At 38.1% G+C, this 25,395-nt stretch carries 30 protein-coding genes and 1 riboswitch; of the genes, 11 read left to right on the top strand and 19 right to left on the bottom strand.

Going from position 1 to position 25,395, the window contains the following annotated elements:
- Positions 1 to 16: 16 nt before the first annotated feature.
- The 6 genes from GNT69_RS10045 to GNT69_RS10070 form a co-directional block, all read right to left on the bottom strand.
- Positions 17 to 490 carry a cytochrome c-type biogenesis protein gene (locus tag GNT69_RS10045; protein WP_203554806.1) on the bottom strand — a complete coding sequence of 158 codons (474 nt, stop codon included), beginning with the start codon at positions 488 to 490 and terminating at the stop codon, positions 17 to 19.
- Positions 483 to 2,471: a heme lyase CcmF/NrfE family subunit gene (locus GNT69_RS10050; protein WP_203554807.1), complete on the bottom strand. Its 1,989-nt coding sequence runs from the start codon at positions 2,469 to 2,471 to the stop codon at positions 483 to 485. The genes GNT69_RS10045 and GNT69_RS10050 overlap by 8 nt, the downstream gene beginning before the upstream one ends.
- Before the next feature lie 21 nt (positions 2,472 to 2,492).
- On the bottom strand, positions 2,493 to 2,936 hold the full coding sequence (locus tag GNT69_RS10055; RefSeq protein WP_203554808.1) for a cytochrome c maturation protein CcmE: 444 nt from the start codon (positions 2,934 to 2,936) through the stop codon (positions 2,493 to 2,495).
- 2 nt (positions 2,937 to 2,938) lie between these two features.
- Positions 2,939 to 3,901 (bottom strand): hypothetical protein, encoded by a 963-nt coding sequence (locus GNT69_RS10060; RefSeq protein ID WP_203554809.1) that lies wholly within the window; start codon positions 3,899 to 3,901, stop codon positions 2,939 to 2,941.
- Positions 3,902 to 4,266: 365 nt separating this feature from the next.
- Positions 4,267 to 4,446: a glycogen biosynthesis protein GlgD gene (locus tag GNT69_RS10065; protein WP_203554810.1), complete on the bottom strand. Its 180-nt coding sequence runs from the start codon at positions 4,444 to 4,446 to the stop codon at positions 4,267 to 4,269.
- 14 nt (positions 4,447 to 4,460) lie between these two features.
- Complete coding sequence (locus GNT69_RS10070) at positions 4,461 to 4,724, bottom strand: YtzC family protein (protein WP_203554811.1); 264 nt, start codon at positions 4,722 to 4,724, stop codon at positions 4,461 to 4,463.
- Between the two features lie 183 nt (positions 4,725 to 4,907).
- Between GNT69_RS10070 and mnmL the strand changes: the two genes are divergently transcribed.
- Entirely contained in the window at positions 4,908 to 5,876 is a 969-nt protein-coding gene (mnmL, locus tag GNT69_RS10075; protein ID WP_203554812.1) for a tRNA modification radical SAM protein MnmL/YtqA, read from the top strand.
- Entirely contained in the window at positions 5,873 to 6,445 is a 573-nt protein-coding gene (gene mnmM, locus GNT69_RS10080; RefSeq protein WP_203554813.1) for a tRNA 5-(aminomethyl)-2-thiouridylate-methyltransferase MnmM, read from the top strand. Before mnmL ends, mnmM begins: the two co-directional genes overlap by 4 nt.
- Before the next feature lie 63 nt (positions 6,446 to 6,508).
- On the opposite strand, the gene GNT69_RS10085 is transcribed toward mnmM, so the two are convergent.
- Entirely contained in the window at positions 6,509 to 7,609 is a 1,101-nt protein-coding gene (locus tag GNT69_RS10085) for a tetraprenyl-beta-curcumene synthase family protein (protein WP_203554814.1), read from the bottom strand.
- A 19-nt stretch (positions 7,610 to 7,628) separates the two neighbouring features.
- Complete coding sequence (locus GNT69_RS10090) at positions 7,629 to 8,432, bottom strand: alpha/beta hydrolase (RefSeq protein ID WP_203554815.1); 804 nt, start codon at positions 8,430 to 8,432, stop codon at positions 7,629 to 7,631.
- A gap of 135 nt (positions 8,433 to 8,567) precedes the next feature.
- Between GNT69_RS10090 and GNT69_RS10095 the strand changes: the two genes are divergently transcribed.
- Complete coding sequence (locus GNT69_RS10095) at positions 8,568 to 9,092, top strand: gamma carbonic anhydrase (RefSeq protein WP_203554816.1); 525 nt, start codon at positions 8,568 to 8,570, stop codon at positions 9,090 to 9,092.
- Between the two features lie 95 nt (positions 9,093 to 9,187).
- Here the strand turns inward: GNT69_RS10095 and asnB are convergent, their stop codons facing one another.
- Both asnB and metK read right to left on the bottom strand, forming a co-directional pair.
- Complete coding sequence (asnB, locus tag GNT69_RS10100; RefSeq protein WP_203554817.1) at positions 9,188 to 11,086, bottom strand: asparagine synthase (glutamine-hydrolyzing); 1,899 nt, start codon at positions 11,084 to 11,086, stop codon at positions 9,188 to 9,190.
- Positions 11,087 to 11,324: 238 nt separating this feature from the next.
- Positions 11,325 to 12,524, bottom strand: a complete 1,200-nt coding sequence (metK, locus tag GNT69_RS10105; protein WP_203554818.1) for a methionine adenosyltransferase — start codon at positions 12,522 to 12,524, stop codon at positions 11,325 to 11,327.
- Between the two features lie 317 nt (positions 12,525 to 12,841).
- Positions 12,842 to 12,981: riboswitch (SAM riboswitch) on the bottom strand.
- 229 nt (positions 12,982 to 13,210) lie between these two features.
- Between metK and pckA the strand changes: the two genes are divergently transcribed.
- Positions 13,211 to 14,797: a phosphoenolpyruvate carboxykinase (ATP) gene (gene pckA, locus GNT69_RS10110; protein WP_203554819.1), complete on the top strand. Its 1,587-nt coding sequence runs from the start codon at positions 13,211 to 13,213 to the stop codon at positions 14,795 to 14,797.
- A 132-nt stretch (positions 14,798 to 14,929) separates the two neighbouring features.
- On the opposite strand, the gene GNT69_RS10115 is transcribed toward pckA, so the two are convergent.
- Positions 14,930 to 15,172, bottom strand: a complete 243-nt coding sequence (locus tag GNT69_RS10115) for a DUF2584 domain-containing protein (protein WP_203554820.1) — start codon at positions 15,170 to 15,172, stop codon at positions 14,930 to 14,932.
- Between the two features lie 81 nt (positions 15,173 to 15,253).
- Positions 15,254 to 16,042, bottom strand: a complete 789-nt coding sequence (locus GNT69_RS10120) for an alpha/beta hydrolase family protein (protein ID WP_203554821.1) — start codon at positions 16,040 to 16,042, stop codon at positions 15,254 to 15,256.
- A 110-nt stretch (positions 16,043 to 16,152) separates the two neighbouring features.
- On the opposite strand from GNT69_RS10120, the gene GNT69_RS10125 reads away from it, so the two are divergent.
- Genes GNT69_RS10125 through GNT69_RS10135 form a run of 3 tightly spaced genes read left to right on the top strand, consistent with a single transcriptional unit; the run spans position 16,153 to position 18,727 of the window.
- The gene (locus GNT69_RS10125; RefSeq protein WP_203554822.1) at positions 16,153 to 17,148 is read left to right on the top strand and encodes an ABC transporter substrate-binding protein; all 996 of its coding nucleotides are present in this window, start codon (positions 16,153 to 16,155) and stop codon (positions 17,146 to 17,148) included.
- 18 nt (positions 17,149 to 17,166) lie between these two features.
- On the top strand, positions 17,167 to 17,940 hold the full coding sequence (locus GNT69_RS10130) for an ABC transporter ATP-binding protein (RefSeq protein ID WP_203554823.1): 774 nt from the start codon (positions 17,167 to 17,169) through the stop codon (positions 17,938 to 17,940).
- Positions 17,873 to 18,727, top strand: coding sequence for an ABC transporter permease (locus tag GNT69_RS10135; protein ID WP_203554824.1), 855 nt, complete (start codon positions 17,873 to 17,875; stop codon positions 18,725 to 18,727). The genes GNT69_RS10130 and GNT69_RS10135 overlap by 68 nt, the downstream gene beginning before the upstream one ends.
- A gap of 24 nt (positions 18,728 to 18,751) precedes the next feature.
- Here the strand turns inward: GNT69_RS10135 and ytkD are convergent, their stop codons facing one another.
- Positions 18,752 to 19,225 carry an RNA deprotection pyrophosphohydrolase gene (gene ytkD / locus GNT69_RS10140; RefSeq protein WP_343206474.1) on the bottom strand — a complete coding sequence of 158 codons (474 nt, stop codon included), beginning with the start codon at positions 19,223 to 19,225 and terminating at the stop codon, positions 18,752 to 18,754.
- Between the two features lie 84 nt (positions 19,226 to 19,309).
- The gene (locus GNT69_RS10145; RefSeq protein WP_203554825.1) at positions 19,310 to 19,630 is read right to left on the bottom strand and encodes a hydrolase; all 321 of its coding nucleotides are present in this window, start codon (positions 19,628 to 19,630) and stop codon (positions 19,310 to 19,312) included.
- 176 nt (positions 19,631 to 19,806) lie between these two features.
- On the opposite strand from GNT69_RS10145, the gene GNT69_RS10150 reads away from it, so the two are divergent.
- Entirely contained in the window at positions 19,807 to 20,064 is a 258-nt protein-coding gene (locus GNT69_RS10150; RefSeq protein WP_203554826.1) for a DUF6154 family protein, read from the top strand.
- A 74-nt stretch (positions 20,065 to 20,138) separates the two neighbouring features.
- On the opposite strand, the gene GNT69_RS10155 is transcribed toward GNT69_RS10150, so the two are convergent.
- A complete protein-coding gene (locus GNT69_RS10155) occupies positions 20,139 to 20,576 on the bottom strand; it encodes a Dps family protein (protein WP_203554827.1) in 438 nt (145 codons plus the stop codon).
- Between the two features lie 124 nt (positions 20,577 to 20,700).
- On the opposite strand from GNT69_RS10155, the gene ytzI reads away from it, so the two are divergent.
- Positions 20,701 to 20,853: a YtzI protein gene (ytzI, locus tag GNT69_RS10160; RefSeq protein ID WP_203554828.1), complete on the top strand. Its 153-nt coding sequence runs from the start codon at positions 20,701 to 20,703 to the stop codon at positions 20,851 to 20,853.
- Positions 20,854 to 20,882: 29 nt separating this feature from the next.
- Here ytzI and GNT69_RS10165 read toward each other — a convergent pair whose 3' ends face one another.
- Entirely contained in the window at positions 20,883 to 21,356 is a 474-nt protein-coding gene (locus GNT69_RS10165; protein ID WP_203554829.1) for an S-ribosylhomocysteine lyase, read from the bottom strand.
- A 143-nt stretch (positions 21,357 to 21,499) separates the two neighbouring features.
- On the opposite strand from GNT69_RS10165, the gene yidD reads away from it, so the two are divergent.
- Positions 21,500 to 21,745: a membrane protein insertion efficiency factor YidD gene (gene yidD / locus GNT69_RS10170; RefSeq protein ID WP_481747614.1), complete on the top strand. Its 246-nt coding sequence runs from the start codon at positions 21,500 to 21,502 to the stop codon at positions 21,743 to 21,745.
- Here yidD and GNT69_RS10175 read toward each other — a convergent pair.
- Complete coding sequence (locus GNT69_RS10175; protein ID WP_203554830.1) at positions 21,742 to 22,305, bottom strand: beta-class carbonic anhydrase; 564 nt, start codon at positions 22,303 to 22,305, stop codon at positions 21,742 to 21,744. The genes yidD and GNT69_RS10175 overlap by 4 nt on opposite strands.
- Before the next feature lie 165 nt (positions 22,306 to 22,470).
- Between GNT69_RS10175 and GNT69_RS10180 the strand changes: the two genes are divergently transcribed.
- Positions 22,471 to 22,635 carry a DUF1540 domain-containing protein gene (locus GNT69_RS10180; protein WP_203554831.1) on the top strand — a complete coding sequence of 55 codons (165 nt, stop codon included), beginning with the start codon at positions 22,471 to 22,473 and terminating at the stop codon, positions 22,633 to 22,635.
- A gap of 67 nt (positions 22,636 to 22,702) precedes the next feature.
- On the opposite strand, the gene menC is transcribed toward GNT69_RS10180, so the two are convergent.
- Both menC and GNT69_RS10190 read right to left on the bottom strand, forming a co-directional pair.
- Positions 22,703 to 23,815 carry an o-succinylbenzoate synthase gene (menC, locus tag GNT69_RS10185; protein ID WP_203554832.1) on the bottom strand — a complete coding sequence of 371 codons (1,113 nt, stop codon included), beginning with the start codon at positions 23,813 to 23,815 and terminating at the stop codon, positions 22,703 to 22,705.
- Positions 23,812 to 25,299: an o-succinylbenzoate--CoA ligase gene (locus GNT69_RS10190; protein WP_203554833.1), complete on the bottom strand. Its 1,488-nt coding sequence runs from the start codon at positions 25,297 to 25,299 to the stop codon at positions 23,812 to 23,814. The genes menC and GNT69_RS10190 overlap by 4 nt, the downstream gene beginning before the upstream one ends.
- Between the last annotated feature and the right edge of the window lie 96 nt (positions 25,300 to 25,395).

Genomic DNA, 25,395 nt, shown 5'->3' on the forward strand with positions numbered 1-25,395 from the left:
TAACATCCAGCAATTATTAAAAATGCTTTCTCCGCTCCTCATCAAACACTTTTTCAGCAATCTCTCTTTCAAGTTCAGACTCCCATTTCACTTCATGGGGCGTCTGTTTCAGCTCATCCCTATTTTTCATTTTCCTCAGCCAAACTGCGACAATCGCACCACCTGCAGTAAGTCCGGCGAAAGGCATTCCCCAGGCAATCCATCCACTTTTATCTGTGGCGGGTGCCCGTAAAGCTGCCTGGCCATATTCATCCACATAGGATTGAAGAATTTCTTCTTCTGTCATGCCATTGTTCAGCATTTCAAGAACCTCTTTACGATAAATTGGTTGGATAGGACAAGTGGACAAATCTTTGTCTGCATGTCCCTGCATGTCAAGCTGCTTAATCACGTTCTGAAATTCCTTTGAATTCTCTGTAAATGCCGCTAACGATAGATTCGGAATTCCGATTAAAAGGATTAAGGTTGTAAGCACTACTTTTTTAACCATTTTCATTCACCTTCCCTGACCTTAACGCATGTCCCACACGGGAAGAAGATGGTTTGCCTCCGATAAGAGCTACGGCCGTTCCAATAACCATAATGATTCCTCCAGCCCATATCCAGCTTACAAACGGATTCACTTTTACTTGTAATGTCACTTTATCTCTGTTCTCCCATGAACTTAAAACAACATATAAATCATCAGTAAGATGTGTTTTAATTGCTACTTCAGTAGATGGCTCAGGCCAAGTTTCATAAAAGACCTTTTCAGGGTTTACAACGCCAATATTTTTTCCTTTGTACGTCGTATCAATATCGGCAACTACGATGCCATTGCCATTTTTCGTATATTCGCGCAATCCCACAAAGGTTAATTCATAATTTCCAATTGTAAAACTTTCACCTGTTTCAACCGTTTTTAATACCTCTTGAGGATAGGCATTGGAAGTAATGACTCCAACAGCAATAATTGCAATTCCAATATGAACGATATACCCACCGTATCTTCTTTGATTCTTTTTTGTCAGAGTAATGACGGCTTTGAACATATTTTCCTTCGTTGCTTTCATTCTCGCGCGTGTTCCTTGAATAAATTCCTGGATATGTGACGTAAACATGAATGCAGTTGAAGCTAAACCAATGATTGGAAATACGCCTTTAATACCAGAAACAACCAGGAGTACCGCCGTAATCACACCAATAATCATTGGCCATAGCATATTTTTCAATAGTTTTTCTACCGTAGCCTTTTGCCAAGCAATTAATGGACAAACGGCCATTAATAAAATTAATAAGAGCAAAATAGGGGCCATTATTGCATCAAAATAAGGGGGCCCTACATTTACTTTTGTCCCCGTTACTGCTTCGGAAATAAGCGGATACATCGTCCCCCATAAAACAGCAAATGCTCCAGCAACAAGAATTAAGTTATTTAATAGAAAAGAACTTTCCTTAGAAAAATAAGATTCAATCGGGATACTTTCTTTTTTAATAAGTTGATACCTTGTGATAACAACATAAATAGAGAGAAGCATCATAAACGCTAGGAAGATTAAAAAATAAGTTCCTAGTGGACCACTTCCGAACGCGTGGACACTTGTTAAAACCCCGCTTCGTACTAAAAAAGTCCCGAAGATTGTCAATAGATAAGAAATGATTACCAGGCTAATATTCCAAGTCTTCAACATTCCTTTTCGCTCTTGAATCATGACAGAATGAAGAAATGCTGATACCGTCAACCACGGAAGGAAACTGGCATTTTCAACCGGATCCCAAGCCCAATATCCGCCCCATCCGAGTTCTAGATAGGCCCACCAACCGCCAATGATATTTCCTAGTGTTAGAAACAACCATGCTGTAATCGTCCAACGTCTAGTTAACTTTATCCATTCTGCGTCCATTCTTTTTAAAATTAAAGCGCCAATGGCAAAGGCAAAGGGAACAGCAAGACCTACATAGCCTAGGTATAATGTAATCGGATGGAGAATCATTCCTGGATGCTGGAGCATTGGATTCAAGCCTTTTCCATCAGCTGGTACCATTTCCGTCATCGTAAACGGGCTTCCGCCAATGACCATGACGGTGAAAAAGAATAAAATATTCAGTAGTAATATACTAGATACATATGGCATCAGTGGATTATGTTTCGCTTTTGAAAAAACTAAAATTCCTGTATATATACAAAGGAGTACCGTCCATAGTAATAATGACCCTGCATTTCCTGCCCAAAAAGCTGTAAGCTTGTACACCAACGGAAGATTTAGACTTGTATATGCCGCGACATATTCGAATTGAAATTGACTCGTCCCCAGTAAATATAAAAGAAGGAAAGAGGCGATTAGCGAAACGAACACAATGGATAAGACTCCGCCTCTAGCACTTTCAATCCATTTAGTACTCTTCTTTTTTATTCCAATTATATTGGCAATAATTGAATAAACAGCAATCACGATTCCAAGGTAAAGTGTGATGTTTCCAATTAAATACATTCGGACGACCACCCATCTGTTTTATTCCTGCTTGTCATTAAAAAGTTCCTTATGCATTTCGCTATCATAATTCTCCATGTCCTCTCCTTCATATTTAGAAGGGCATTTCGTCAACACTTTTTCAGCTTCGAAAACGCCATCGTTCATGAAACCCTCAACAATGACGATGACATCATCTGTAAAATTATCTGGACGTACACCTTTATAAAACACAGGTAAAGCTGTCTCATTCGCATCAAAAATTTCAAAATGCAATTCGATATCATCAGCATTCCATTGAATCGACTCTTTATTTAGCAAGCCTTCAGTCATAATGTAATCCCCATCATATTGCTGACTGTTTTCAACGATTTCCGTAATTGTTATTTCTTTACTTCCAGCTGTGGGCATTGATGCAAAAGTGATAATCCCAAAGGCAACAAACATTAGGGTTAAGGCAGCGATTATTTTTGTGTTTTTTGACATACTTACTTACCTCCAACTTTTTTTAACAATTCACCGTACTCTTCTTCAGAGATTTTTCCATCTACTAACATTTCACGAAGCTTAGCTTTCTTCATATCAGTAGCCGAACCATTTATTTTCTGTTCCTTATCCGTCTGCGTTTTTTTTCTTAAGAAAAGAATTAAAACAACGGCCGCGATGACAGTTACTCCACCAATAATCGTGATAATCAACCAAATTGGGATGATTTCTTCATTTTCCGTGGAAGTTCCTTGTGTTGGAGAAGCACCAACCATGTCTTCTAAAATTTTTGAAGTTGTTCTTTCATCAGAACGTTCATATTCCAGCTTGATTGCTTTTTCTTCTCCGGCTTTCATTCCTTGAACCATGTAAATGAACATATTCATGCCGTAGCTATTTTTTTGATGCGATTCAGCTGCCGGCTCAAGCTTGAAGCTGTCTGTATTGAGTGGTTCAACGAAAATTAAATTTACTAATCCGATATCTGAAAAACTTTCAAATCCGTAGTCTAGTGTATGGCTAGTTTTATCCACCTGAATGCTGTCTGTATAGTACTCAATCACAAAACGATATAATTCTTGAGGATGAATCTCCTCACTCGTTGTCCAAGAAATCGTTCCTGCCTCAATGTCAAGCTCATACTTTATTTCATTCATTTCTGATAGATTTTTCGAGTAGTCAGCAATAAAACCGAGTTTAAAGTTTTCCTCACCTACAGGGAGTGGGATTTCGATTTGTCCCCTTTGCGGTACCTCACTCGTATTTAAAAGGGCCCCATGATACCCTACTAAAAGGGGAGTTGAATCTTGTCCTTCATTTTCAGGATGAAAGGCGTAATCAGGCATCACCTGAATCGTTAATTCTTCCATTTGTAAAGGGGGTTGCTCATTTTCTGCATTTGCCAAACTAGCCATGTTAAAGATCAAGATGAATAGTAACGGCCCGATCAATGCCTTTTTGTACATATCGAACATCCTTTCCATTTCTGCTTACTCTAGATTGTGACATTTTCGTGAAATATTTCACAAGATATTTTTAGAAAAAGAGTCATACAACAACATCTCAGCATATCCTTTTGTGTTTCTTTCAGTTTTTTCAACCTAAAAGATGTGGAAATAACTCTATATTATTTAAACCATTTTTCCTGAATGTCCATCTGTGATGATTATCACGAATTCTTTTTCAGTTATTACCGATTTGTGAACATCGCTTATTTCAAATATTAAGACTAAACAGAGAAGCCTCATTTCTAAAAAAAGAAATGAGGCTTTTTTACAATCATTTTATTCATTCAACAAGTCACTACTGAAAACTTCACTTGTCAATTTCTCTACCTAGATTGCTCAGGTTCCGGATGGAATTTGGATTTTACTGGTTGTCCACCCGTTTTTTCATACCTTTTTTTCGCTTCTTTAATTGGGTCATACTCAGAGCCAAATTCTACATCTTGATTATTGAACCCATTTCTGGTTTTCTGTTCAGGGTTGTTTTGTTTTGACCGCTTTTTCACGATATCTCCTCCTATTAATGATCGAGCAGAGTCATATTATTTTGTACTTGCTGCAGTTGTAACCGCATTCGGTGAAGCTGTTCTCGCTGCTGACCGTTACAGCTTAATGCCAGCTTGGCAATGTCATTATATGCTTCTTCGAGCTGCTGCATACTGTTTGTGTATGCCAAATCATCATAATGTTCTTGCCTGCTCGCCTTCTCAAATTCTTCCTGGGCAATTCTTATTGCATCTTCGCATTGCTGAAGATGTTCCTCAACTGATTGACGCGTCGCCATCGAAAAGCCCCCCCTTTTTACTCAATAATGAAGCATCTAGCTTCTATATTATTTTGTTCACATCTACGTTTCCTATCACTATTCCTAATTGTTTATTGCTTCCATTATCGGATTATTGTTGGATAACCTTTTGCTTCATGATACAATTCCATTTATGAAAATTGATTAAGGAGGTTATACTCGATGACAGGGGTTAACCCATTTCCATATGCAAATGATCAAAAACGTTATCATACATGGAACTACCATTTACGGCAATCTTTCGGTCATAAAGTTTTTAAAGTTGCCCTAGACGGGGGCTTTGATTGCCCTAATCGTGATGGCACCGTTGCGCATGGCGGATGTACGTTTTGCAGTGCTGCTGGCTCAGGTGACTTTGCTGGCAACAGGGCTGAAGATCTTGAAACACAATTTTTAACAATTAAGGAGAAGATGCATGAAAAATGGAAGGACGGAAAATATATGGCTTACTTCCAAGCATTCACAAATACGCATGCATCAGTATCAACTCTTAAAGAGAAATACGAAACAGTCTTAAAGCAAGATGGAGTAGTCGGACTGTCCATTGCCACAAGACCTGATTGTCTCCCAGACGATGTTGTCGACTATCTAGCTGAACTTAACGAACGGACGTATCTCTGGGTTGAGCTCGGCTTGCAAACGGTCCACGAACGAACAGCTGAGCTCATCAATCGTGCTCACAACTATGAAACGTATATAGAAGGAGTAAACAAGCTACGCAAATATGGCATTCGTGTCTGTAGTCATGTGATTAATGGCCTTCCTCAAGAAACACCTGAAATGATGATGGAAACAGTAAAAGAAGTAACGAAGCTTGATGTTCAAGGGATTAAAATTCACTTATTGCATTTATTAAAGGGAACACCAATGGTCAAACAATTTGATAAAGGCCTCCTTGAGTTCTTAAGCCTTGAAGATTATGTAAACTTAGTATGTGACCAACTTGAAATATTACCCCCAGAAATGATTATTCATCGCATTACAGGAGATGGTCCGATTGATTTAATGATCGGTCCGATGTGGAGTGTGAATAAATGGGAAGTATTAAATGCGATAGATGCCGAACTAAAACGCCGTGATAGTTGGCAAGGGAAATTTTACAATCAAACGTTGGCAGGTGCTCCTAAATGAAACTTGAAAGGGTCCTTCCCTTCGCTAAAAGCTTGCTTAATACAGCTGTAGCTGAAGGCGATATCGTTGTCGATGCCACAGTTGGCAATGGGCATGACACGCTTTTTCTCGCTCAGCTTGTTGGTCCTAATGGCAAAGTGTTCGGCTTTGATATTCAGGGGCAAGCAATCCAATCATGCAAAGAAAAATTAATTCACCAGAATGTCCATGAGCGAGTAGTGTTGTTTCAAGAAGGACATGAAAATGTTAGTAAGTGTATTCCTGAACATTTCCATGGCATGGTAACAGGTGGAATTTTTAATCTAGGGTATTTACCTGGTGGAGATAAGACGATTGTCACTGTTCCAGAAACAACCATTTCTGCAATCCAGCAACTCCTTCAGCTTCTTGCACCAGAAGGGATCATCGTTATTGTTGTTTATCACGGCCATCACGAAGGACAATTGGAACGAGATCGTCTCCTACAGTATGTGGAAACGATGGATCAGAAAAAAGCTCATGTGTTAAAATATCAATTCCTTAATCAAGCAAACAATCCGCCATTTATCATTGCGATTGAAAAGCGATAAGATAAGACCATAAAAAAATGGACCAAATCTGGTCCGTTTTTTTTGTTATTACGAATGGCTTGTTTACGAAATCGAACCAGTCTTCCTAACAAAGGAGTTTGGGAATCTTTTCTGGATAGACCGATAAGCGCGCGCATTCAAATAAAAGAACAAGCTGATTGGACCTCCACTTTTTATCATATCTTTTGCTAACCTTTTCACTTTTTGTTGACTATGTACCTTTTCATCGGATAAATATAAACCAAGCAAACCTCTATTTATAAGCTGATGAAACTTCCGATTCGGCAGCTTTGCTGTATGAAAATCAGCTTGTTCAATAAAATGCTTCAGGCGCTCAAATAATGCTTCTTCACTTTCATAATAAAAACAAAAATTTAAGTCTCCGCCCTTACGATCTTCTTCTTGATCAATAAAATAATCTAATAAAATATGCAAACCTTGTATGTATGGAAAATAACCGTTACGAAGGCTTTCTGCAAATTCAGGTTTAAAATCATTACGCAATGCATAGGAAACTAAACAAAAAATTCCTAGCGTTGAACCTGTACAAGCAGAAAACTCATACCATTGCATCTCTGGAATTTTTTCGCGATGATCATTAAACCATTTTTTCAGTCTTTGTACTCTTTCACTATGTTCTACATGTTTGTGAATTTGAAGGTCACAATAATATCGACAAAGTTCATGTAAGTACGGTGCAATTGCTTCATAATTTTTAAGCTCTTTCAATTCTTTCCGACACGTAAGCACAAGGTTATTCAAGTAACCCCCATCATCCTTGTCAGTGCGTTCGCGATAATAATCACGAAGATCGCCCTCGATTAACAATGCATCTTCCATCGATTCATGCAATGCTGCAAAGTCATTCGGATCAAGCGATGTACTTCGGTCACAGAGGTTATCAAGATAATCACTAATTGTTTGATAGGCGACAATAAAACGAATCGCTTTATCATAATCATCGAGAGCAATTAAGCTCATAATTGCTCCTCCCTCGCAGTGGAACCTTTTCTCGGTAATACTTGCTAGCGCTTGCTTACGCAACTCTGGATTAGGAATAGATTCGGCCTTTCGTATCCAAAAATCAAGTTCATCATATGCAATCGGAAATACATTTCGATAAACACGATACATTAAACTAATCGGCATTTGTGGTATTGACATCTACACTCCCCTTTTTCATTTAATAAACATAGCCAATCGCTTTTAATTGGCTCATAACAAAATCCTTGGTATACTCAAAAATTTCATCTCTTTCAGGTTCATTAAAAATTTCATGATAACAATTTGGCCATTCCTTATAACGTTTTTCTGATAATGGCACATGGTTGAACCATTCCTTTACTGCTTTTTTATCAACAATAAGATCATCACCTGCCTGCATTAAAAGCATAGGAATATCAGGTGTTTTCTCAATTTGCGCAAATGCTTGTTTGATTGCCTCAACCAGCTCCCAATACCATCTTACTGATATTTTTTTAAGATAAAGATTATCATTTGAATCGGCTTCAATTACATCCAAGTTCCGCGTCGCTTGTTCTAAAGTGATGCCTGGAGTAACTTTAAATGTTGGCACAAAGTGATTTAAAATTCGCGAAAGTAACTCCATCCCTTTCGAAGGTCGATGAACGAGACCGAAACATGGAGAAGATAAAATAATTCCAGCAATGTTTAATCGTTCCTCTTGAAGCAATCTCGTCGAAATGAGCCCGCCCATACTGTGACCTAATAGAAAAACAGGAAGACCAAAACCGTAGGCCGACTCTACCCAAACTCTACTTTCAAGAAGATAATCTTCAAATGACTGAATATGGCCGCGGTTTGTCCTCGAAGTCATTCCCTGTCCCGGCAAATCACCCATGATAATATGAAAACCAGCCGTTCGCCACTTTTCAATCAACCAACCATAACGTTGATGATGTTCAAGAGCACCATGAATCATGACAATGACTGCTTTAGCATCTCCATCTGCTTCCCACATCCACATGAGGCGCCCTCCTTTTTCTATGCGATTAATTTAACTATATTATATAATGAACAGAATAAGGAAGATTATCAACTAAAAGGCAAGCTGATAAAAATTTTTCCTTTATTTCAAATATTCACGAGGGGGAACGACTGAATGATTTATCCATACAAGGGGAAAACACCAAAAATTGCTTCATCGGCTTTTATAGCGGACTATGTAACAATTTCTGGTGATGTTGAAATTGGCGAGGATTCGAGCGTTTGGTTTAATACAAGCATTCGCGGAGATGTCGCACCTACAATAATTGGCAAAAAAGTAAATATCCAAGATAATTCTGTTCTTCATCAAAGTCCTGAGAATCCACTTATTTTAGAAGATGAAGTCACGATTGGGCATCAAGTTATTCTTCACAGCTGTATCATTCGAAAAAAAGCATTAATTGGAATGGGATCCATTATTCTTGATCAAGCAGAAATTGGGGAGGGGGCTTTTATCGGGGCCGGAAGTCTAGTTCCAAGGGGAAAAAAAATTCCGCCAAATACGCTAGCGTTAGGACGCCCAGCAAAAGTAATTCGAGAACTAACTGAAGCGGATATAAAAGATATGGAACGAATTTCTAGAGAATATACTGAAAAAGGCCAATATTATAAAAGTCTTCAACAGAAGCCGATGGAATGACATGCTTTTCTTTTAAAAGAAAAACCAGTTTTATTATTTAGCAAAACAAAAGCACCCAAACAAAAATCTATTTGCTTGGGTGCTTGAATCTTTTCTTAGCTCGTTTGTAATGATTTACTGCGGTCATATTCCTCTTGAAAGGAGTATTTCTTTTCTACATACACATCATGCCATAATAGGAAAACCAAAACGGTCCAGATTTTACGGCTATGGTCAGCTTTATCTTGACAATGCTCATCTAGTAACTTCAATAAATACGCTTTATTAATTAAATGGTCAGTATTGCTCTCTTTTATTAAGTTTTTCGCCCATTCGTTCATTTCATCCTTAAGCCAATGACGAATCGGAACAGGAAAACCTAATTTTTTACGGTTCAATACGTGATCTGGTACAATTCCTTCCGCAGCTTTTCGAAGGATGTATTTAGTCGTACCATTTGCCGTTTTTAACGAAGTTGGAATTTTTGATGCTATCTCAAATACATGCTTATCAAGAAATGGCACACGTAATTCTAATGAATGCGCCATTGTCGTCTTGTCCGCTTTCAAAAGAATATCCCCTCGCATCCACGTATGAATATCAATATATTGCATTCGATCAACCGGATCATATCCGATGCTCTCTTCGTACAAAGGCTTTGTAATATCAATATAGTTTAAACCTGATTGATAAACAGTTAGCAATTCCTGCTTTTCTTTTTCTAAAAACATCTTTGCATTTCCAATATAACGTTCTTCCATTGGTGTTACGCCGCGTTCAATAAAACTTTTCCCTTTAATTCCCTCGGGCATCAATTTTGCAATGACTTTCAGAAACGACTTAATCATCGATGGAATTTTATTAAAGACTGCTAAATCCTGTGGTTCACGATATATATTGTATCCGCCAAATAATTCGTCTGCCCCTTCTCCTGATAACACGACTGTCACATGTTTGCGCGCTTCCCGTGCAACGAAGTATAGTGGAACACATGCAGGGTCAGCAAGCGGGTCGTCTAAATGCCAAATAATTTTTGGCAACTCCGCCATATATTCCTCTGGTGTGATGACATAATTGATATTCTCCACACCAAGCTTATCAGCTGTTTCTTTAGCAACATCAATTTCACTGAAACCATTGCGCTCAAACCCAACAGAAAATGTTTTGATGGCTGGGTGAAACTCTTTTGCAATCGAGGCAATAATGGATGAATCGATTCCACCGGATAAAAAAGATCCTACCGGAACATCACTGCGCATATGCATTTTTACAGAATCAAACAAAACATCTCGAATCTCTTTAATAAATTCGTCTTCGGATTTTTGCACTGGCTGAAACTTCGCCTTCCAATAACACTGCATTTGAAGCGGAGATCCAATTTTCTTCGTAAAGTAATGACCAGGTTCTAATTTTTGAATCCCTTTCGACATCGTGTATGGCTCAGGTACAAATTGGTAGGTCATATAATGTTGTAGTGCATGATAATCTAAAACATCATTCTCTAAGGCAAGAAGAATACTTTTTTTCTCGGAAGCAAAAAATGTTTTTTCGCCCTCATCATAGTAAAAGAATGGCTTAATCCCAAATGGATCTCTTGCTCCAAATAAAACTTGCTCTTCTCTATCCCAAATGACGAAAGCAAACATCCCTCGAAGTTTTTCAACTGCCTTCTCCTTTAGACGACTGTATAGAGCAATAATGACTTCTGTATCAGAATGCGTTGCAAACTCCAGCCCCTCGTTAACAAGTTCTTCCCGCAACTCTACATAATTATAGATTTCACCATTAAAGATAATCCAATATCGTTCATTCTCATAAGATAAAGGCTGGGCCCCAGATTCTATATCAATAATACTTAAACGGCGAAAACCAAATTGAATATGTTCATCGTAAAAATACCCATCATCGTCTGGGCCTCTATGTGTAATAATGTCATTCATATTTTTAAACAATTGCTTTTCTTCGCTGCGATAATTTTGTGCATTTTCATGTACACAACCGATAAAGCCACACATTATGTACGTCACCTACTCCATTTCAATTAATATACCTACTCTTTAGGGAACAACTTCATTTAAAGCTATTTTCTATAGTAACACATTTCTTTCATTTTGCATGATTGGTAAGTAAAAAGTTATTTAAAAATTTCAGGTAACTATTTACAGCATGAACGGATTTTATTCATCCAAAACATCGATTTCCTAACATAAATAAGGAGTTACATTTTTAAAATGCAACTCCTTAACTTTTCTATTAGTTATTTGCTTGTTCACGTAGTGCATCTGCTTTATCTGTGCGTTCCCATGGCAAATCAATATCCGTGCGGCCAAAATGCCCGTAAGCAGCTGTCTTTTTATAGATTGGCTTGCGTAAATCAAGCATTTTAATAATGCCAGCTGGCCGAAGATCAAAGTTTTTCTCTACGAGACTAACCAATGTATCTTCGCTTACTTTTCCCGTTCCAAATGTATCAATTGCAATCGAAACAGGCTTGGCTACACCAATTGCATAAGCGAGCTGTACTTCTACTTTTTCTGCAAGTCCAGCAGCAACAATATTTTTAGCTACGTAACGTGCAGCATATGCAGCAGAACGGTCTACTTTTGTTGGATCCTTTCCTGAAAAAGCACCCCCACCATGGCGCGCATAACCACCGTAAGTATCAACAATGATTTTACGACCAGTTAACCCTGCATCTCCTTGTGGCCCGCCAATGACAAAACGACCTGTTGGGTTTATAAAGTATTTCGTATTTTCATCAATTAATTCCTCCGGAACAACCGGATTTATAACATGTTCTTTAATATTACGTTGAATTTGTTCAAGTGTTACTTCTGGGTGATGCTGAGTTGAAATGACAATTGTATCAATTCTCACTGGCTTGTCATTTTCATCGTATTCAACTGTAACCTGGGTTTTCCCATCTGGTCGTAAATATGGAAGGACCTCTTGTTTACGTACTTTAGTGAGTCGACGAGCAAGTTTGTGAGCGAGAGAAATAGGTAAGGGCATAAGCTCCTTCGTCTCGTTACAGGCAAACCCGAACATCAACCCTTGATCACCTGCTCCAATCGCTTCAATTTCTTCATCAGTCATTTGACCCTCTCTTGCTTCTAGCGCCTGATCTACCCCCATAGCAATATCTGGTGACTGCTCATCAATAGAAGTCAAAACTGCACATGTTTCGAAGTCAAACCCATATTTTGCGCGAGTATACCCGATGTTTTTAACCGTTTCACGAACAATCTTAGGGATATCTACATATGTAGAGGTAGTAATTTCTCCTGCAACCAGTACGAGTCCAGTCGTTACAGATGTTTCAGCTGCAACACGGGCATTGGCATCTTTAGCTAAAATTGCATCCAAAACGGCATCAGAAATTTGATCGCAAATTTTATCAGGATGGCCTTCTGTCACTGACTCAGAAGTGAACAAACGACGTTTTGATGACATCTGATTTTCCTCCTAATTTTATAAAAATAACGTAGATTCGTAATAAATCTTACGTTGATACGGTACTCATTCCCTATGTAGTATGAAATAAACACTGCGGTTTTATCCCATTCTTACGAGCAAAAGTTCGCCACTTCAAGGTTCTGCGATGAAAAGAAGATAGCGTTGGATCAACTGCTCGTAATGGTCAATAAATAAAACCAAATCATCCGTGGGAATGTTTCCACAGAAAAATGACTTTATGAGAAAAATAACGCAAAAGAAAAACCCTTCCTTCATTAATGAGGAAAGGTTCATGCATTAACTCCGCCCTTTCGCTCTTATCGACCAAGGAATTATTCCTTGCGTCAGGTTAGCACCTTTGCTGAGAGAGAATATACCTAACCTAAGGCAGTTTCTCCTACAACTGGTTGCTGGGTTTCATAGGGCCTGTCCCTCCACCAGCTCGGGATAAGAGAGTATCCGTTCAAGTTCCAATCATACGCAACGAAAAAAAGGATGTCAATGATTATTTCACAAAAAACAAGTTTCTTATATTAATATAACTCAAACGCCCAATTAGTGTTTTTTTAAAGATTTTTTTTATAATTAGGATGGATTATTAAGTCAAATGTGTTATACTACTTTTTGAGATGTATATGCTTTCAGATTAATCAAACTATAATAAAAAGGAAGGTATCCATCAGATGAATGATGTCAAAAGTAAAAATGAAATTCCGCACTTATTACAGGGGGACAATATTAAAGTACAACTTTCAGTACCACAATTGGTCGAAAAAGTACTAGCACGTAATGAAGGGGTATTAACTTCAACTGGAGCGATATGTTCGAAAACAGGGAAATATACTGGGCGTTCACCAAAAGATAAATTTATCGTTAATGAACCATCTGTTTCCGATAAAATCGACTGGGGTTCAGTGAATGAACCGATTTCAGAAGAAGCATTTTCCAACCTATATTCAAAGGTATTAGACTATTTAAAAGAAAAAGATGAAGTGTTTGTTTTTAAAGGGTTTGCTGGTGCAGATAAAAAACATCAACTTCCCATTCAAGTAATCAACGAATATGCATGGCATAATTTATTTGTCCATCAATTATTCATTCGTCCAACTGCGGAAGAGCTTGTCGATCATGAGGCAGAATTTACTGTCATCTCTGCCCCAGGCTTTAAAGCAAACCCTGAGGTCGATGGAACAAAATCTGATACATTTATCATTATTTCGTTTGAACAGCGTGTCGTTTTAATTGGAGGTACAGAATATGCAGGGGAAATGAAGAAATCTATTTTCTCCATTATGAATTATCTGCTTCCTGAAAAGGGAATCTTTTCAATGCATTGTTCAGCAAATGTTGGTCGTGAAGGGGATGTCGCATTATTCTTTGGACTATCCGGAACGGGAAAAACAACCTTATCAGCCGATTCAAACCGTCGTCTAATCGGGGACGATGAACATGGTTGGTCTGCTAATGGTGTTTTTAACATAGAAGGCGGTTGCTATGCAAAATGTATTAATTTATCTGAGCAAAAGGAACCACAAATCTTTCAAGCGATTCGCTTTGGGTCTGTTCTTGAAAATGTCGTACTAGATAGCGAAAGTAGAGTAGCTGATTATGATGATAATTCCTTGACTGAGAATACTCGTGCAGCGTATCCGATTCAAGCAATTGACAATATCGTAGACCCTAGTATTGCTGGTCACCCAAATACAATTGTATTTTTAACTGCGGATGCCTTCGGCGTGCTCCCACCAATTTCGAAACTTACGAAAGAGCAAGCGATGTATCATTTCCTTAGCGGTTATACTTCTAAACTTGCAGGAACTGAACGTGGAGTTACTTCACCTGAGGCAACATTTTCAACTTGTTTTGGTGCTCCTTTCTTGCCGCTACCTGCAACAACGTATGCAGAGATGCTTGGTGAGAAAATGGATGAATATGGTGCAAAAGTGTATCTTGTTAATACCGGCTGGACTGGTGGCGAATACGGAGTTGGCAAGCGCATGAATCTCGCCTATACACGAGCAATGGTTCAGGCAGCACTTGAGGGAGAGCTAAATAATTCTGAGACCGTCAAGGATGAAATTTTCGGGCTAGAAATTCCTTTACACGTACCAGGAGTGCCTGACGAGGTGTTACAACCAGTAAAGACATGGAATGATCCGGAAGCTTACAAGAAAAAGGCAAACGAATTGGCACAAAAGTTCCAAGAAAACTTCGGAAAGTTTACAAATGTCTCAAAAGATATTATTGCCAAAGGCGGACCTGTTATTTAATGAATAACTAATAGATTAATAGTTTGTTAGAAAAAACGAGGCATTGGTTTTATACACCAATGCCTTGTTTTTATAATCATTCATCACTTCATATTGATAAGAGCATTCTGTCATAGCCATTCTATAAGACGTTTAATCCGTCGAATAAAGCGAGATTAATTGATAAGTTATAATCGTTTTTTCTTCGGTCCACTCTACTTTCTTAATTTGAGCTGTTCCACTTGTAACTCCATCGATTGTTTTTTTTACTTCAAGCGGAATATCAATCGGATATAACCGATATCCGTTCTTCTCAAGTCGAAAAAGATTTTCCATCACTCTTTCTTCCCGCCCTTTTGTTACAATCATCGTGTTAAGTTCAAATGGCATCCCCATTTTCGCCCACTCCTTCCAGGGTTATTACCCATATTTTACCTCATTATAATTATTCAGTAAATGAAACCAACAAATGTTCGATTAATCTCCCCTATGAGATTTCATCCACTTTGTTAAGTCTTGGACAATTTTCCGATTGACTACAGGGGGAAAAAAATGTGTATACTCTGTAAAATACCATGCTGATACCTTCTTGCCTAACTGTTTCAATCTTTTCTCCAATTTATACGCGTGTTCAACAGAAACATTGTTATCTTTTTCTCCATGAATAATTAAAACTGGTGATTGAATAAGCTCCAATTCATACAAAGGTGTACGCTCACGATATCGATCTGGCACCTTTTTTGGTGAGCCACCAATCACTCTCTTCATCATTCTTCTTAAGTCAGTGCGTTCAGAATAGGTTAACTCCATGTCACTCACCCCAGCCCAAGTTACGACAGAGGCAGCATCTGGGTATTCAATAGCGGTGAATAGAGCCATCACACCTCCGCGAGAAAAACCAAAAATATGGACATCTCTTACATATGGAAAGGATTTCAGAAGCTCATATGCCGCAAAGCCATCTTGCCGATCTTCCCCTCCAAAATCTTCATTTCCTTCTCCACCTTGATTGCCACGGTAAAATGGAGCAAAGACAATAAAACCTTCTGCAGCAAATTGGGCGATTCTAGCCGGTCTCACTTGTCCAACATTTTTAATTCCACCACGCAAGTACAAAAAACCATCATATTGGCCTTCCTCACATGGTTGTGCTAGTAACCCTTTAACCTTAAGCTGTCCTGAATAGTATGTAACAATGGCTAATTTCACCTTTGGATTTGGTGAAGGGAAAGAATACGCTGAGATGATTTTGTCGTTTCCAGTCATTTTGATCACCTCCAAATTTTTATCTTCATGCTCGAACTGGGCATTCACACATTTTTAACATTACCATATAATATTGTAACTCGAATTAGCCTACTAAGGAGGTTTATTAGATGAAAAGGTGGATAAAGCCAGCTATTAGCCTATTTATTATTTTTATCATGACTCTTTCCCTTGCAGCATGCGGAAAGAAAGGAACAGAAACCATCCGCATAGCCGAAGTAACTCGCTCTTTATTTTATGCTCCTCAATATGTTGCCCTCACTGAAGGATTTTTTGAAGAAGAAGGATTAAATGTTCAGTTAACAACTGTTTGGGGCGGAGACAGGGTGATGACCTCCCTTATCTCTGACGGTTCCGACATTGGTCTTGTCGGTTCCGAAACATCAATATACGTATACGCACGCGGTGCAAGTGATCCGATTATTAATTTTGCTCAATTAACTCAAACAGATGGGACATTTTTAGTCTCCCGTCACCATGTCGATAACTTTACTTGGGAACAATTGAAAGGTTCGACTTTTCTCGGTCAACGTAAAGGCGGCATGCCACAAATGGTTGGTGAATTCGTTTTAAAGAAGCATGGTATTAATCCGCAAACAGATTTAAATTTATTACAAAATATTGATTTCGCTAATATTCCAAGTGCATTTGCTTCGGGAACAGGAGATTATGTCCAATTATTTGAACCACAGGCAAGCATATTTGAAAAAGAAGGAAGAGGACATATTGTTGCCTCATTTGGAACTGAATCCGGCCATGTACCATATACTACTTTTATGGCAAAGCAAAGTTATATGGAACAAAATGAAGAAGTGATTGAAAAATTCACCCGTGCGATATATAAAGCACAACAATGGGTTGAAAATGCTAGTTCCAAGGAAATCGCAAAATCAATTCATCCATTTTTCGAGGATTCCGATCTTGACATTCTAGAAATGGCAATTGACCGCTATAAAAGCCAAGGATCTTTTGCAACAGACCCTATTCTCGATGAAGATGAATGGAATAACCTTCAAGAAATTATGGATGAAGCGGGAGAACTCCCTAGAGAAGTACAACATAGCGAACTAGTTAATACAAGCATCGCAGAAAAAGTAATGGACTAAAAAGGAGGACGCAGCCAAATGGACTTTTTAAGTATTAAAAATATACACCATACCTATTTCACAAAATTATCTGCGATGAATGCTTTGGCTGATATTTCACTCGATGTCAATGAAGGTGAATTTATCTCCTTCCTTGGCCCAAGCGGCTGCGGCAAAACCACACTCCTATCAATTATTGCCGGATTGATTAAGCCAACGAGTGGGTCAGTTTTGCTCAATAACAAACCTGTGAAGTCTTCACAAAATGATATTGGATATATGCTCCAGCAAGATTATTTGTTCCCATGGAAGACAATTGCTGAAAACATCCAACTCGGGCTAAAAATAAATAACAATCTAACAAATGAAAAAAAAGAGTATACTTTTTCCTTGCTTAAACAGATGGGACTCTATGAACTAGAACATGCGTATCCTAGACAATTATCTGGTGGCATGAGACAACGAGTTGCGCTTGTTAGAACATTAGCAACAGAGCCAAAGTTGTTGATGCTAGATGAACCCTTTTCTGCACTCGATTTCCAAACGAAATTAAAACTTGAAGATCTTGTGTCGAACACACTGAGAACCTTTAAGAAAACAGCCATTCTCGTTACCCATGATATCGGAGAAGCTATTGCGATGAGCGATCGAATCGTCCTTTTTTCTTCAAGTCCTGGCAAAGTGTATAAAACATTTACGGTGCCAGAAGAACTTCGAGCGTTGCCTCCTTTTAAAGCACGAAACCATGAACTTTATACAGAGCTTTTCCAAACCATTTGGAAGGAGCTGGAATCACTTGAAGCAAAAACTTGAAATTAAAAAGCTACATGAACAATATTTAAGCAGTTTGAAACGAGAAAAAAGGATTATTCGATTGTGTCAATTCTTTATTTTTATCATGTTTTTTGTTCTCTGGGAATTGGCTAGCAAATATCAATGGCTTGACCCGTTAATCTTCAGTGCTCCATCTAAAATTTGGGGTTTGTTTATTGCAAAATTACTGGACGGATCACTAGTCGGTGATATTGGAGTCACCTTAACTGAAACAATCCTAGGGTTTTTAATTGGTACACTTGCAGGTACGTTGCTTGCTGCGTTTCTATGGTGGTCGCCTTTCTTTGCAAGAATCCTTGATCCATTCCTTGTCATATTAAATGCAATGCCGAAGATTGCTTTAGGACCTATATTAATCGTTGCAATTGGGGCAAATATGGCATCTATTATCGCGATGGGTGCGCTCGTTTCAGTTATTATCACCACAATCGTAGTTTACACATCTTTTAAGGAAGTAGATCCCCATTATATAAAAGTTTTACAAGTATTCGGTGCAACGAGAACACAATGTTTTAAAGAAGCGATTTTACCCGCGTCCTTCCCAACAATTATTTCAACATTAAAAGTAAATGTCGGTTTATCTTGGGTTGGTGTAATTGTTGGTGAATTCCTTACATCATCAAAAGGCCTTGGTTATCTGATTATCTATGGATTTCAAGTGTTCGATTTCACCCTTGTCTTTTTATCCTTACTCGTGATTGCGGTGTTTGCGACAATCATGTACCAACTCGTTGAACTTCTTGAAAATAAATTAATTAAAGACTAATGAAAATCCTTGAGCGGTCGGTGTTCATATGCCGGCCGCATGTAATCTTTGAATCGTCAGGCTTAATACATCATCCTTCATGATAAAGCTATAATGATTTTTAAATCGCTCGATTAAGATGTCCCTTGTTTCGAAAACAGGTCCATTTGTTTCGTGAAAGTTTTCCTTTTTTGTCAATGTGGAAACTTCGGCAAAATAAATTCTCTTTATAAAGGCATGATTTTCTTCCTTTACCTCATAATCGCCAATATATTTCAGGGTTTTTACATATCCCCCTGTTTCCTCCAATACTTCACGGGCAGCTGCTTGTTCAAGCGTCTCTCCTTCTTCTCTTTTTCCACCAGGAAATTCCCATCCTCTTTTTTTATGATCTGTTAAGAGCCACTTTCCTTGAAAGCGACAAATAACTAAGACATGATTAGGTTGCCGATCAAATGCTTCTTTTTCAAACGAAATCGAAACTTCATTCCCATTTTTATCTTGAAACGTTTTCATCATTCTTTCCCTCTCTTTGTACAACTTCTCTCCCCTTGATTATACACGGGTTGTTAGAAGGACAAAGAAGGATTATGGTCCATTTCGCTAGTTATTTGGCAATATTCCCATACTCTCAATATGTTTTTTCGCTTCCTCATCCCCCAATTCATAAATGAATTGATAAATTCGAATTAAACTCTGATCTTGCGCATGATTAGCGCGATCATTATGATATTCCCAAAAAGGGATATGAGCACGCCAAAAATTGATTATCCCTTCGTTATAATTATAATCAAATTCCTCTCTTAACCGAGTAATCTCTTCATCATTCGCCTCTATTTTAAAGGTCCAAGCAGAAGCAGTTGCACTTTGTGATATCTCACCACTTCCAATATCAATATAATAAGTCTTTTTCTTTTCGTCCATCTTCATCCCTCCTTTAATACTGAGTTTCCCCAGCTAGCTGATTTATTAATCTTTGTAATATGTGATAAAGAATGCGTTTTCATGGTAAAATTAACATATGGAGTGGCAATGCTAGAATAAAATACATACAAAAGGGGATTTACTAACTATAATGCACGTAAAGGGAGGGGAAAATTTTGAAGCTGATTGACGAGTTATATGAAATGTATCGGAATAAGTTAACTGGGGATGAAGAAGACATTGATATGCTCACTTTTGCTTTTCTTGAAGAAATGAATCGTGAGGACTTGTTACACATCATTAATGAAATGGACCAACAAGAACTATACAACCTAATTGGTATTTATTTAATTGAGAGCTTAAAGGGGAAGTTTGCACAAGAAGAATACGGCCAATCTCGAGCATCAATATTTCCATCACGAAATGTCCATTGATTAGAAATACATACTTTGCTCTCCTCGTTCATTCTTAAAAAACCCGCGAACGCATATACGTTCGCGGGTTTTCTTTATCCCAAATAGGCCTTAAACATCCAAAGATGTTTTCTGACACTCTTCTTCACACCAAGAAGCATATCAGCTGTCCCTTCATCATCTGCTTCCTCTGCTAGCGCGATTCCTGCCTGAAGCTCGTCCATAATTTTTGCTAAATCGCTACTGAGCGTCTTAACCATATCCTCTTCGTTCTCCTGACCAGTTGCTTCTTCAATAAATGATAACTCTAAACATTCTTTTAATGTCCCTACAGGTTTACCTTCTAAGGCAAGAATTCGCTCCGCAAACTCATCAATCACCATTGCCGCTTCATTATACAGCTCTTCGAATTTTTCATGAAGTGTGAAAAACTGCGGTCCTTTAACATACCAGTGATAATTATGCAATTTCGTGTAAAAGACCGTCCATGTAGCTACTTGTTTGTTCACAGATTTAATCAATTGTGTAGACATTTGTATCATCCTCCTGCCCTTTATCTTCCCTCTTCGACACATGTTTAAACAGTTTAACATTGACATTTGTTGGTTGATAGAAAAAAACATGCTACAATAATTTTGAAACAAAGGGGGAGTTTTTATGCTTGCTATTCTTATCATTTGCATTATTATTGTAGTTATTGTCCTACTTCTCGCCGTTTTAACAACCTCAAAATCCTATAGTTATAAGCACACTGTCGATACGTTAGATGATAATCCACACCTAAAGACGGAGAAAAACGAAAAAAAATAAACGAAGCAGGCTCCCCTGCTTCGTTTATTTTAGGCAAAAACTTGTTTTAGTTCGTCTTTTGATTGCGTTAACCAGAAACGCATTAACCGTTTTGCTCCATCAAGATCATGAAGCTTCGCTTGTCCACATTGTTTTTCATTTGCAGCTGGTATTTCCGTTACTTCGACAGCAGCTGTCAATGTAGCCTCTAACAAATCAATGATTTCTTCAACGGTCGGAGATCCGCTTACCACTAAATAATAACCTGTTTGACATCCCATTGGAGAGATGTCAATAATATCAAAATGATTGTACTTTTCAGCATGCTCACGAATATTAAATGCAAGCAAATGTTCAAGTGTATGGATGGTTTCAGGCATCATTGCTTGTTTATTCGGTTGACAAAAACGAATATCAAATTTATTTACTACACCATCACTTCCTACATGATGAACACCACAATGTCTCACGTATGGAGCTTTAACGGCATTATGATCTAGTTCAAAACTTTCCACAGAAGGCATGAAGCAATCACTCCTTTTCATTTCTTATTCCATCATACACAATTTTTAAACTGATTTCAGCAAATACAATAAATTGGTTTTTTAGACGTTTTTAAACATTTATGATATGTTTATCAAGGAAATCGAACAATAACGAGGTGATAATGTTGTTACAAAAAGCAATGCTTAAACTCATTCGTTTTTACCAAATCGTAATCTCCCCATTGAAACCGCCTACTTGTCGTTTTTATCCGACATGTTCGCATTATGGACTTGAAGCAGTAAAGCGATTTGGGCCTTTCAAGGGCGGTTGGTTAACATTGGTTCGCATTATGAAATGCCATCCTTTTCATCCCGGTGGATTTGATTATGTACCAGAGGAATGGCCTAAAAAAAGTGAAAAGAATTAAACATCATACCCATTAATAACTACGTCAAGTTTTCCAGTCGCCGGGTCAATGACAAGCCCATGAACGGGGATTTCTTTTGCCATAAATGGGTGATTTTTTATTACTTCTACACTATGTGCGACACTATCGTTGACATTATCAAAGCCTTGCAGCCAACTTTCCACATCGATTCCTGAGTATTGCAAAGTATCAAATGTTTCTTCCTTTATTCCTCTTTTCCGCAATTCTGTCAACATCAAATCAGGCTTCATCCCGCTCATCCCACAATCATGATGTCCTATAACTAAGACTTCCTGAGCTTTTAATTGGTAAACAGCGACTAAAATGCTGCGCATTATACTGCCAAACGGATGCGTAACAAGGGCTCCAGCATTTTTTACAATCTTCACATCTCCGTTACGAACATTTAAAGCATTCGGTAATAACTCTAATAACCTTGTATCCATGCACGTAAGGATCACCATTTTTTTATTCGGAAATTTCGTTGTTTCAAACTGTTGATACTTTTTTTCTGTTACGAACTTTTCATTGTACTCTAAAATGTCATAAAGCAAACTCATCTATCATCACCCTTTTCAAAATCTTTTAAAAATAGAATACAGCATTTTCATCATTAAGGAAATGACTATGTTAATTCTACCCAAAATCCCCTTAAATTGCTCGGATATTGTTTTACAAGAAGTCCACACTAAAATCGTATCCACCAATATAAAGGAGTGATACAGATGGCAAAAGATGTATTATGTGAAGTGAATAACTGTCAATTCTGGGAAGAAGGAAATCAATGCAGTGCTGATGCTATTTATGTAGTAAGCCATACTGGTGAAACCGCAGAAAATACTAGGGCAACAGATTGCAAAACGTTTCAGCCTAGCGAATCATTAAGCTAATATAGCAATCCCCAAATTACAGTGGTAAAAGGCAGTTCAGCTGAACTGCCTTTTATCACACATTTTATCACTTATGAAAGGAAAATAACTCCTGCGAGCATGTAACCTCTTTAAGCCTTTTTCTATTTAAATTCACACCAATGCCAGGATTAGAAGGTAGATGAATTTCACCATGTTCTACTTTAATTTCTGGTGTGATAATATCTTCCTCCCAGTAACGGTTTGAAGCTGAAATATCACCTGGAATCGTAAAACCAGGTAAACTGGCTAACGCAATATTATGCGCTCGAGAAATACCATATTCAATCATCCCTCCGCACCAAACTGGAACTTTATTGGTGTTACAAAAATCATGGATCTTGATTGCTTGCCCAATTCCGCCTACCCTGCCTATTTTAATATTTATTACACGACAACTTCCTAATTCAATCGCTTTTTTAGCATCCTCAAAGCTTACGATGCTTTCGTCAAGGCAAATAGGTGTTTTAAGTTGCTTTTGAACAAGGGCATGTTCGATGATATCGTCATTTCCAAGTGGCTGTTCAATCATAAGCAATCCATATTCGTCTAGTGCCTTTAATCGATCAATGTCATCAACTGTATAGGCTGAGTTTGCGTCAGCCATTAAGTCGAGAGTTGGAAATCGTTTGCGGAGTTCACTTACAAATTTGAGATCATTATCAGGAGATATTTTAATCTTTACTCGCCTATATCCTTTTTCTAAGTAGGCCTCAATTTGCGTTATCGCTTCCTTAAGAGAAGATGTAGCAATAACTACACCTGAAGGGATTTTTTTCGTTCCCCCTCCCAATAGCTGAGAAAGAGGTTTGCCTTCCCTCTTTGCCTGTAAGTCCCAGAGAGCCATTTCTAAGGCGGCTTTTGCCATATGGTTTCTCCGAAATGCACTGAACAATGAAAATGCTTCAGAAGGATGTTTTATTGAAAATCGTTGTATAAGCGGAATGAGAAAGTCTTTTAATAGGTGATAGGAGGTTTTAACAGTCTCCTCTGTGTACCACGGTGACGAAAAGGCGACCCCTTCTCCGTACCCTTCAAACCCGTCATGACCGTGTACTTCAACAATAATTGATTCTCTTTCCTTAATTGTTTCTAAATGAGTATAGAAAGGCTTTTTTAAAGGCATTTTTATAACAGATAATTTCACAGATTGGATATTCACTTTGTCCTATACTCCTTTTCTACCCAAGTGCGAAGTTCTCTTCTAAGCAATTTTTTTGAAGCGTTTCTAGGTAGTTCCTTTATAAAATAAACCGTTTTCGGAACTTTGTATTTGGCTAGTTTTTGTTGACAATAATCAATAAAATCCTTTTCTGTCGTCGGCGTATTTTCTCTTTTCACAATAAAAGCAATCGGTATTTGACCCCATATTTCATCTTTAACGCCAATCACTCCTGCATCAAGAACATTCGGATGAGACAATAATGCCCCTTCGATTTCTGCTGGATAAACATTTTCACCACCGGATATAATTAAATCAGCACGGCGATCAAGAACATACAGAAATCCTTCCTCATCTAAATAACCTATGTCTCCCGTATGCAGCCAGCCATCATAGATGGCCTTTTTCGTCGCATCCTCACGATGTAAATAGCCTATTGTAACATTAGGCCCTTTAACAATAATCTCTCCTTCTCTCGTTCGTGGAAGCTCCTGTTTATTCTCGTCAACGACTTTGATTTGATTTGGGAATAAAGGCTTGCCAGCTGAACCTAATTTAGTGAAACTATATTCAGGGGATAAAGTGGCAAATTGGGATGCAGTTTCTGTCATTCCGTAAGATTGAAATACTGGTATTCCTTTGCTTTTACAACTTTGTAACAAAGATATTGGGGCCGGCCCACCTCCTAATAACATGCACCGGAAGGAAGATGGAAGGTTTTTCTCCCCAAGTTCCTCATTAATCCTTAGCAACATCGTACTTACAACCGACATAATTGTCACTCGGTGTATGTGAATCTCCTCGAGGACCTTTTCCACATCAAAACCTTTATGCAGTACAACTGGCATTCCGTAAATAAGGCTGCGCATTAAAATAGAGTAGCCGCTAATATGAAAAATTGGTACCGAGCATAACCAACAATCTTCCTCACTTAGGCCAAGATTTAAAGCAGATGCTGTCGCACTCCACCAATGGTTCCCATATGTTTGGATAACGCCTTTTGGTTTACCAGTTGTTCCTGAAGTATACATGATTGTAGTGATTTCATTTAAATCATAGTCAGCTTGAAGTTTCACTTCTCCTTCAGGTAGTAAAAACAGCACCTCTTTTTCAACCACTTGTTGATCGATTAATTCGCTTTTGAGTTTAAACGACAAATCCTTTTCTGTCACCACGTAGCTAGCACGAGAATCATCAATTTGCCATTTTAATTCTTCCAAAGTTAACCGATTATTTAAAATAACTGTTTTCGAACCAAGCATTTGTAACGCATACAATATAACAACTGAATCAACGTGATTTGATAGCAAAACAGCTGTCATCGTTCCCTTTTTTATCCCCATCATTGTAAGTTGGCGGGCTACTTTTGATGACAGTTGAAAAATTTGTTCGAACGTGTAACTTTGATTTTCAAAAATTAAAGCTGTTCGTTTAGGGGTTATTTCGGCTCGTTTTTCCAACCAATTTGGGATTTGTAGTTCCATAAAAAATACACTCCATTTAAACTAAACTCGCTCAAAAAGTTTATTGCTTTAGCAGAAAGAGCTTGATGGATATCCACCAAGCTCAGGTATGTGAAA

The organism is Bacillus sp. B15-48, assembly GCF_016879755.1.
Lineage (GTDB): Bacteria > Bacillota > Bacilli > Bacillales > Cytobacillaceae > Mesobacillus_B.

Coding starts and splice junctions, on each gene's coding strand:
- GNT69_RS10045 (WP_203554806.1), bottom strand. CDS start 490: ATGGTTAAAAAAGTAGTGCTTACAACCTTAATCCTTTTAATCGGAATT.
- GNT69_RS10050 (WP_203554807.1), bottom strand. CDS start 2,471: ATGTATTTAATTGGAAACATCACACTTTACCTTGGAATCGTGATTGCT.
- GNT69_RS10055 (WP_203554808.1), bottom strand. CDS start 2,936: ATGTCAAAAAACACAAAAATAATCGCTGCCTTAACCCTAATGTTTGTT.
- GNT69_RS10060 (WP_203554809.1), bottom strand. CDS start 3,901: ATGTACAAAAAGGCATTGATCGGGCCGTTACTATTCATCTTGATCTTT.
- GNT69_RS10070 (WP_203554811.1), bottom strand. CDS start 4,724: ATGGCGACGCGTCAATCAGTTGAGGAACATCTTCAGCAATGCGAAGAT.
- mnmL (WP_203554812.1), top strand. CDS start 4,908: ATGACAGGGGTTAACCCATTTCCATATGCAAATGATCAAAAACGTTAT.
- mnmM (WP_203554813.1), top strand. CDS start 5,873: ATGAAACTTGAAAGGGTCCTTCCCTTCGCTAAAAGCTTGCTTAATACA.
- GNT69_RS10085 (WP_203554814.1), bottom strand. CDS start 7,609: ATGTCAATACCACAAATGCCGATTAGTTTAATGTATCGTGTTTATCGA.
- GNT69_RS10090 (WP_203554815.1), bottom strand. CDS start 8,432: ATGTGGATGTGGGAAGCAGATGGAGATGCTAAAGCAGTCATTGTCATG.
- GNT69_RS10095 (WP_203554816.1), top strand. CDS start 8,568: ATGATTTATCCATACAAGGGGAAAACACCAAAAATTGCTTCATCGGCT.
- asnB (WP_203554817.1), bottom strand. CDS start 11,086: ATGTGTGGCTTTATCGGTTGTGTACATGAAAATGCACAAAATTATCGC.
- metK (WP_203554818.1), bottom strand. CDS start 12,524: ATGTCATCAAAACGTCGTTTGTTCACTTCTGAGTCAGTGACAGAAGGC.
- pckA (WP_203554819.1), top strand. CDS start 13,211: ATGAATGATGTCAAAAGTAAAAATGAAATTCCGCACTTATTACAGGGG.
- GNT69_RS10115 (WP_203554820.1), bottom strand. CDS start 15,172: ATGGGGATGCCATTTGAACTTAACACGATGATTGTAACAAAAGGGCGG.
- GNT69_RS10120 (WP_203554821.1), bottom strand. CDS start 16,042: ATGACTGGAAACGACAAAATCATCTCAGCGTATTCTTTCCCTTCACCA.
- GNT69_RS10125 (WP_203554822.1), top strand. CDS start 16,153: ATGAAAAGGTGGATAAAGCCAGCTATTAGCCTATTTATTATTTTTATC.
- GNT69_RS10130 (WP_203554823.1), top strand. CDS start 17,167: ATGGACTTTTTAAGTATTAAAAATATACACCATACCTATTTCACAAAA.
- GNT69_RS10135 (WP_203554824.1), top strand. CDS start 17,873: ATGAACTTTATACAGAGCTTTTCCAAACCATTTGGAAGGAGCTGGAAT.
- ytkD (WP_343206474.1), bottom strand. CDS start 19,225: ATGATGAAAACGTTTCAAGATAAAAATGGGAATGAAGTTTCGATTTCG.
- GNT69_RS10145 (WP_203554825.1), bottom strand. CDS start 19,630: ATGGACGAAAAGAAAAAGACTTATTATATTGATATTGGAAGTGGTGAG.
- GNT69_RS10155 (WP_203554827.1), bottom strand. CDS start 20,576: ATGTCTACACAATTGATTAAATCTGTGAACAAACAAGTAGCTACATGG.
- ytzI (WP_203554828.1), top strand. CDS start 20,701: ATGCTTGCTATTCTTATCATTTGCATTATTATTGTAGTTATTGTCCTA.
- GNT69_RS10165 (WP_203554829.1), bottom strand. CDS start 21,356: ATGCCTTCTGTGGAAAGTTTTGAACTAGATCATAATGCCGTTAAAGCT.
- yidD (WP_481747614.1), top strand. CDS start 21,500: ATGTTGTTACAAAAAGCAATGCTTAAACTCATTCGTTTTTACCAAATC.
- GNT69_RS10175 (WP_203554830.1), bottom strand. CDS start 22,305: ATGAGTTTGCTTTATGACATTTTAGAGTACAATGAAAAGTTCGTAACA.
- GNT69_RS10180 (WP_203554831.1), top strand. CDS start 22,471: ATGGCAAAAGATGTATTATGTGAAGTGAATAACTGTCAATTCTGGGAA.
- GNT69_RS10190 (WP_203554833.1), bottom strand. CDS start 25,299: ATGGAACTACAAATCCCAAATTGGTTGGAAAAACGAGCCGAAATAACC.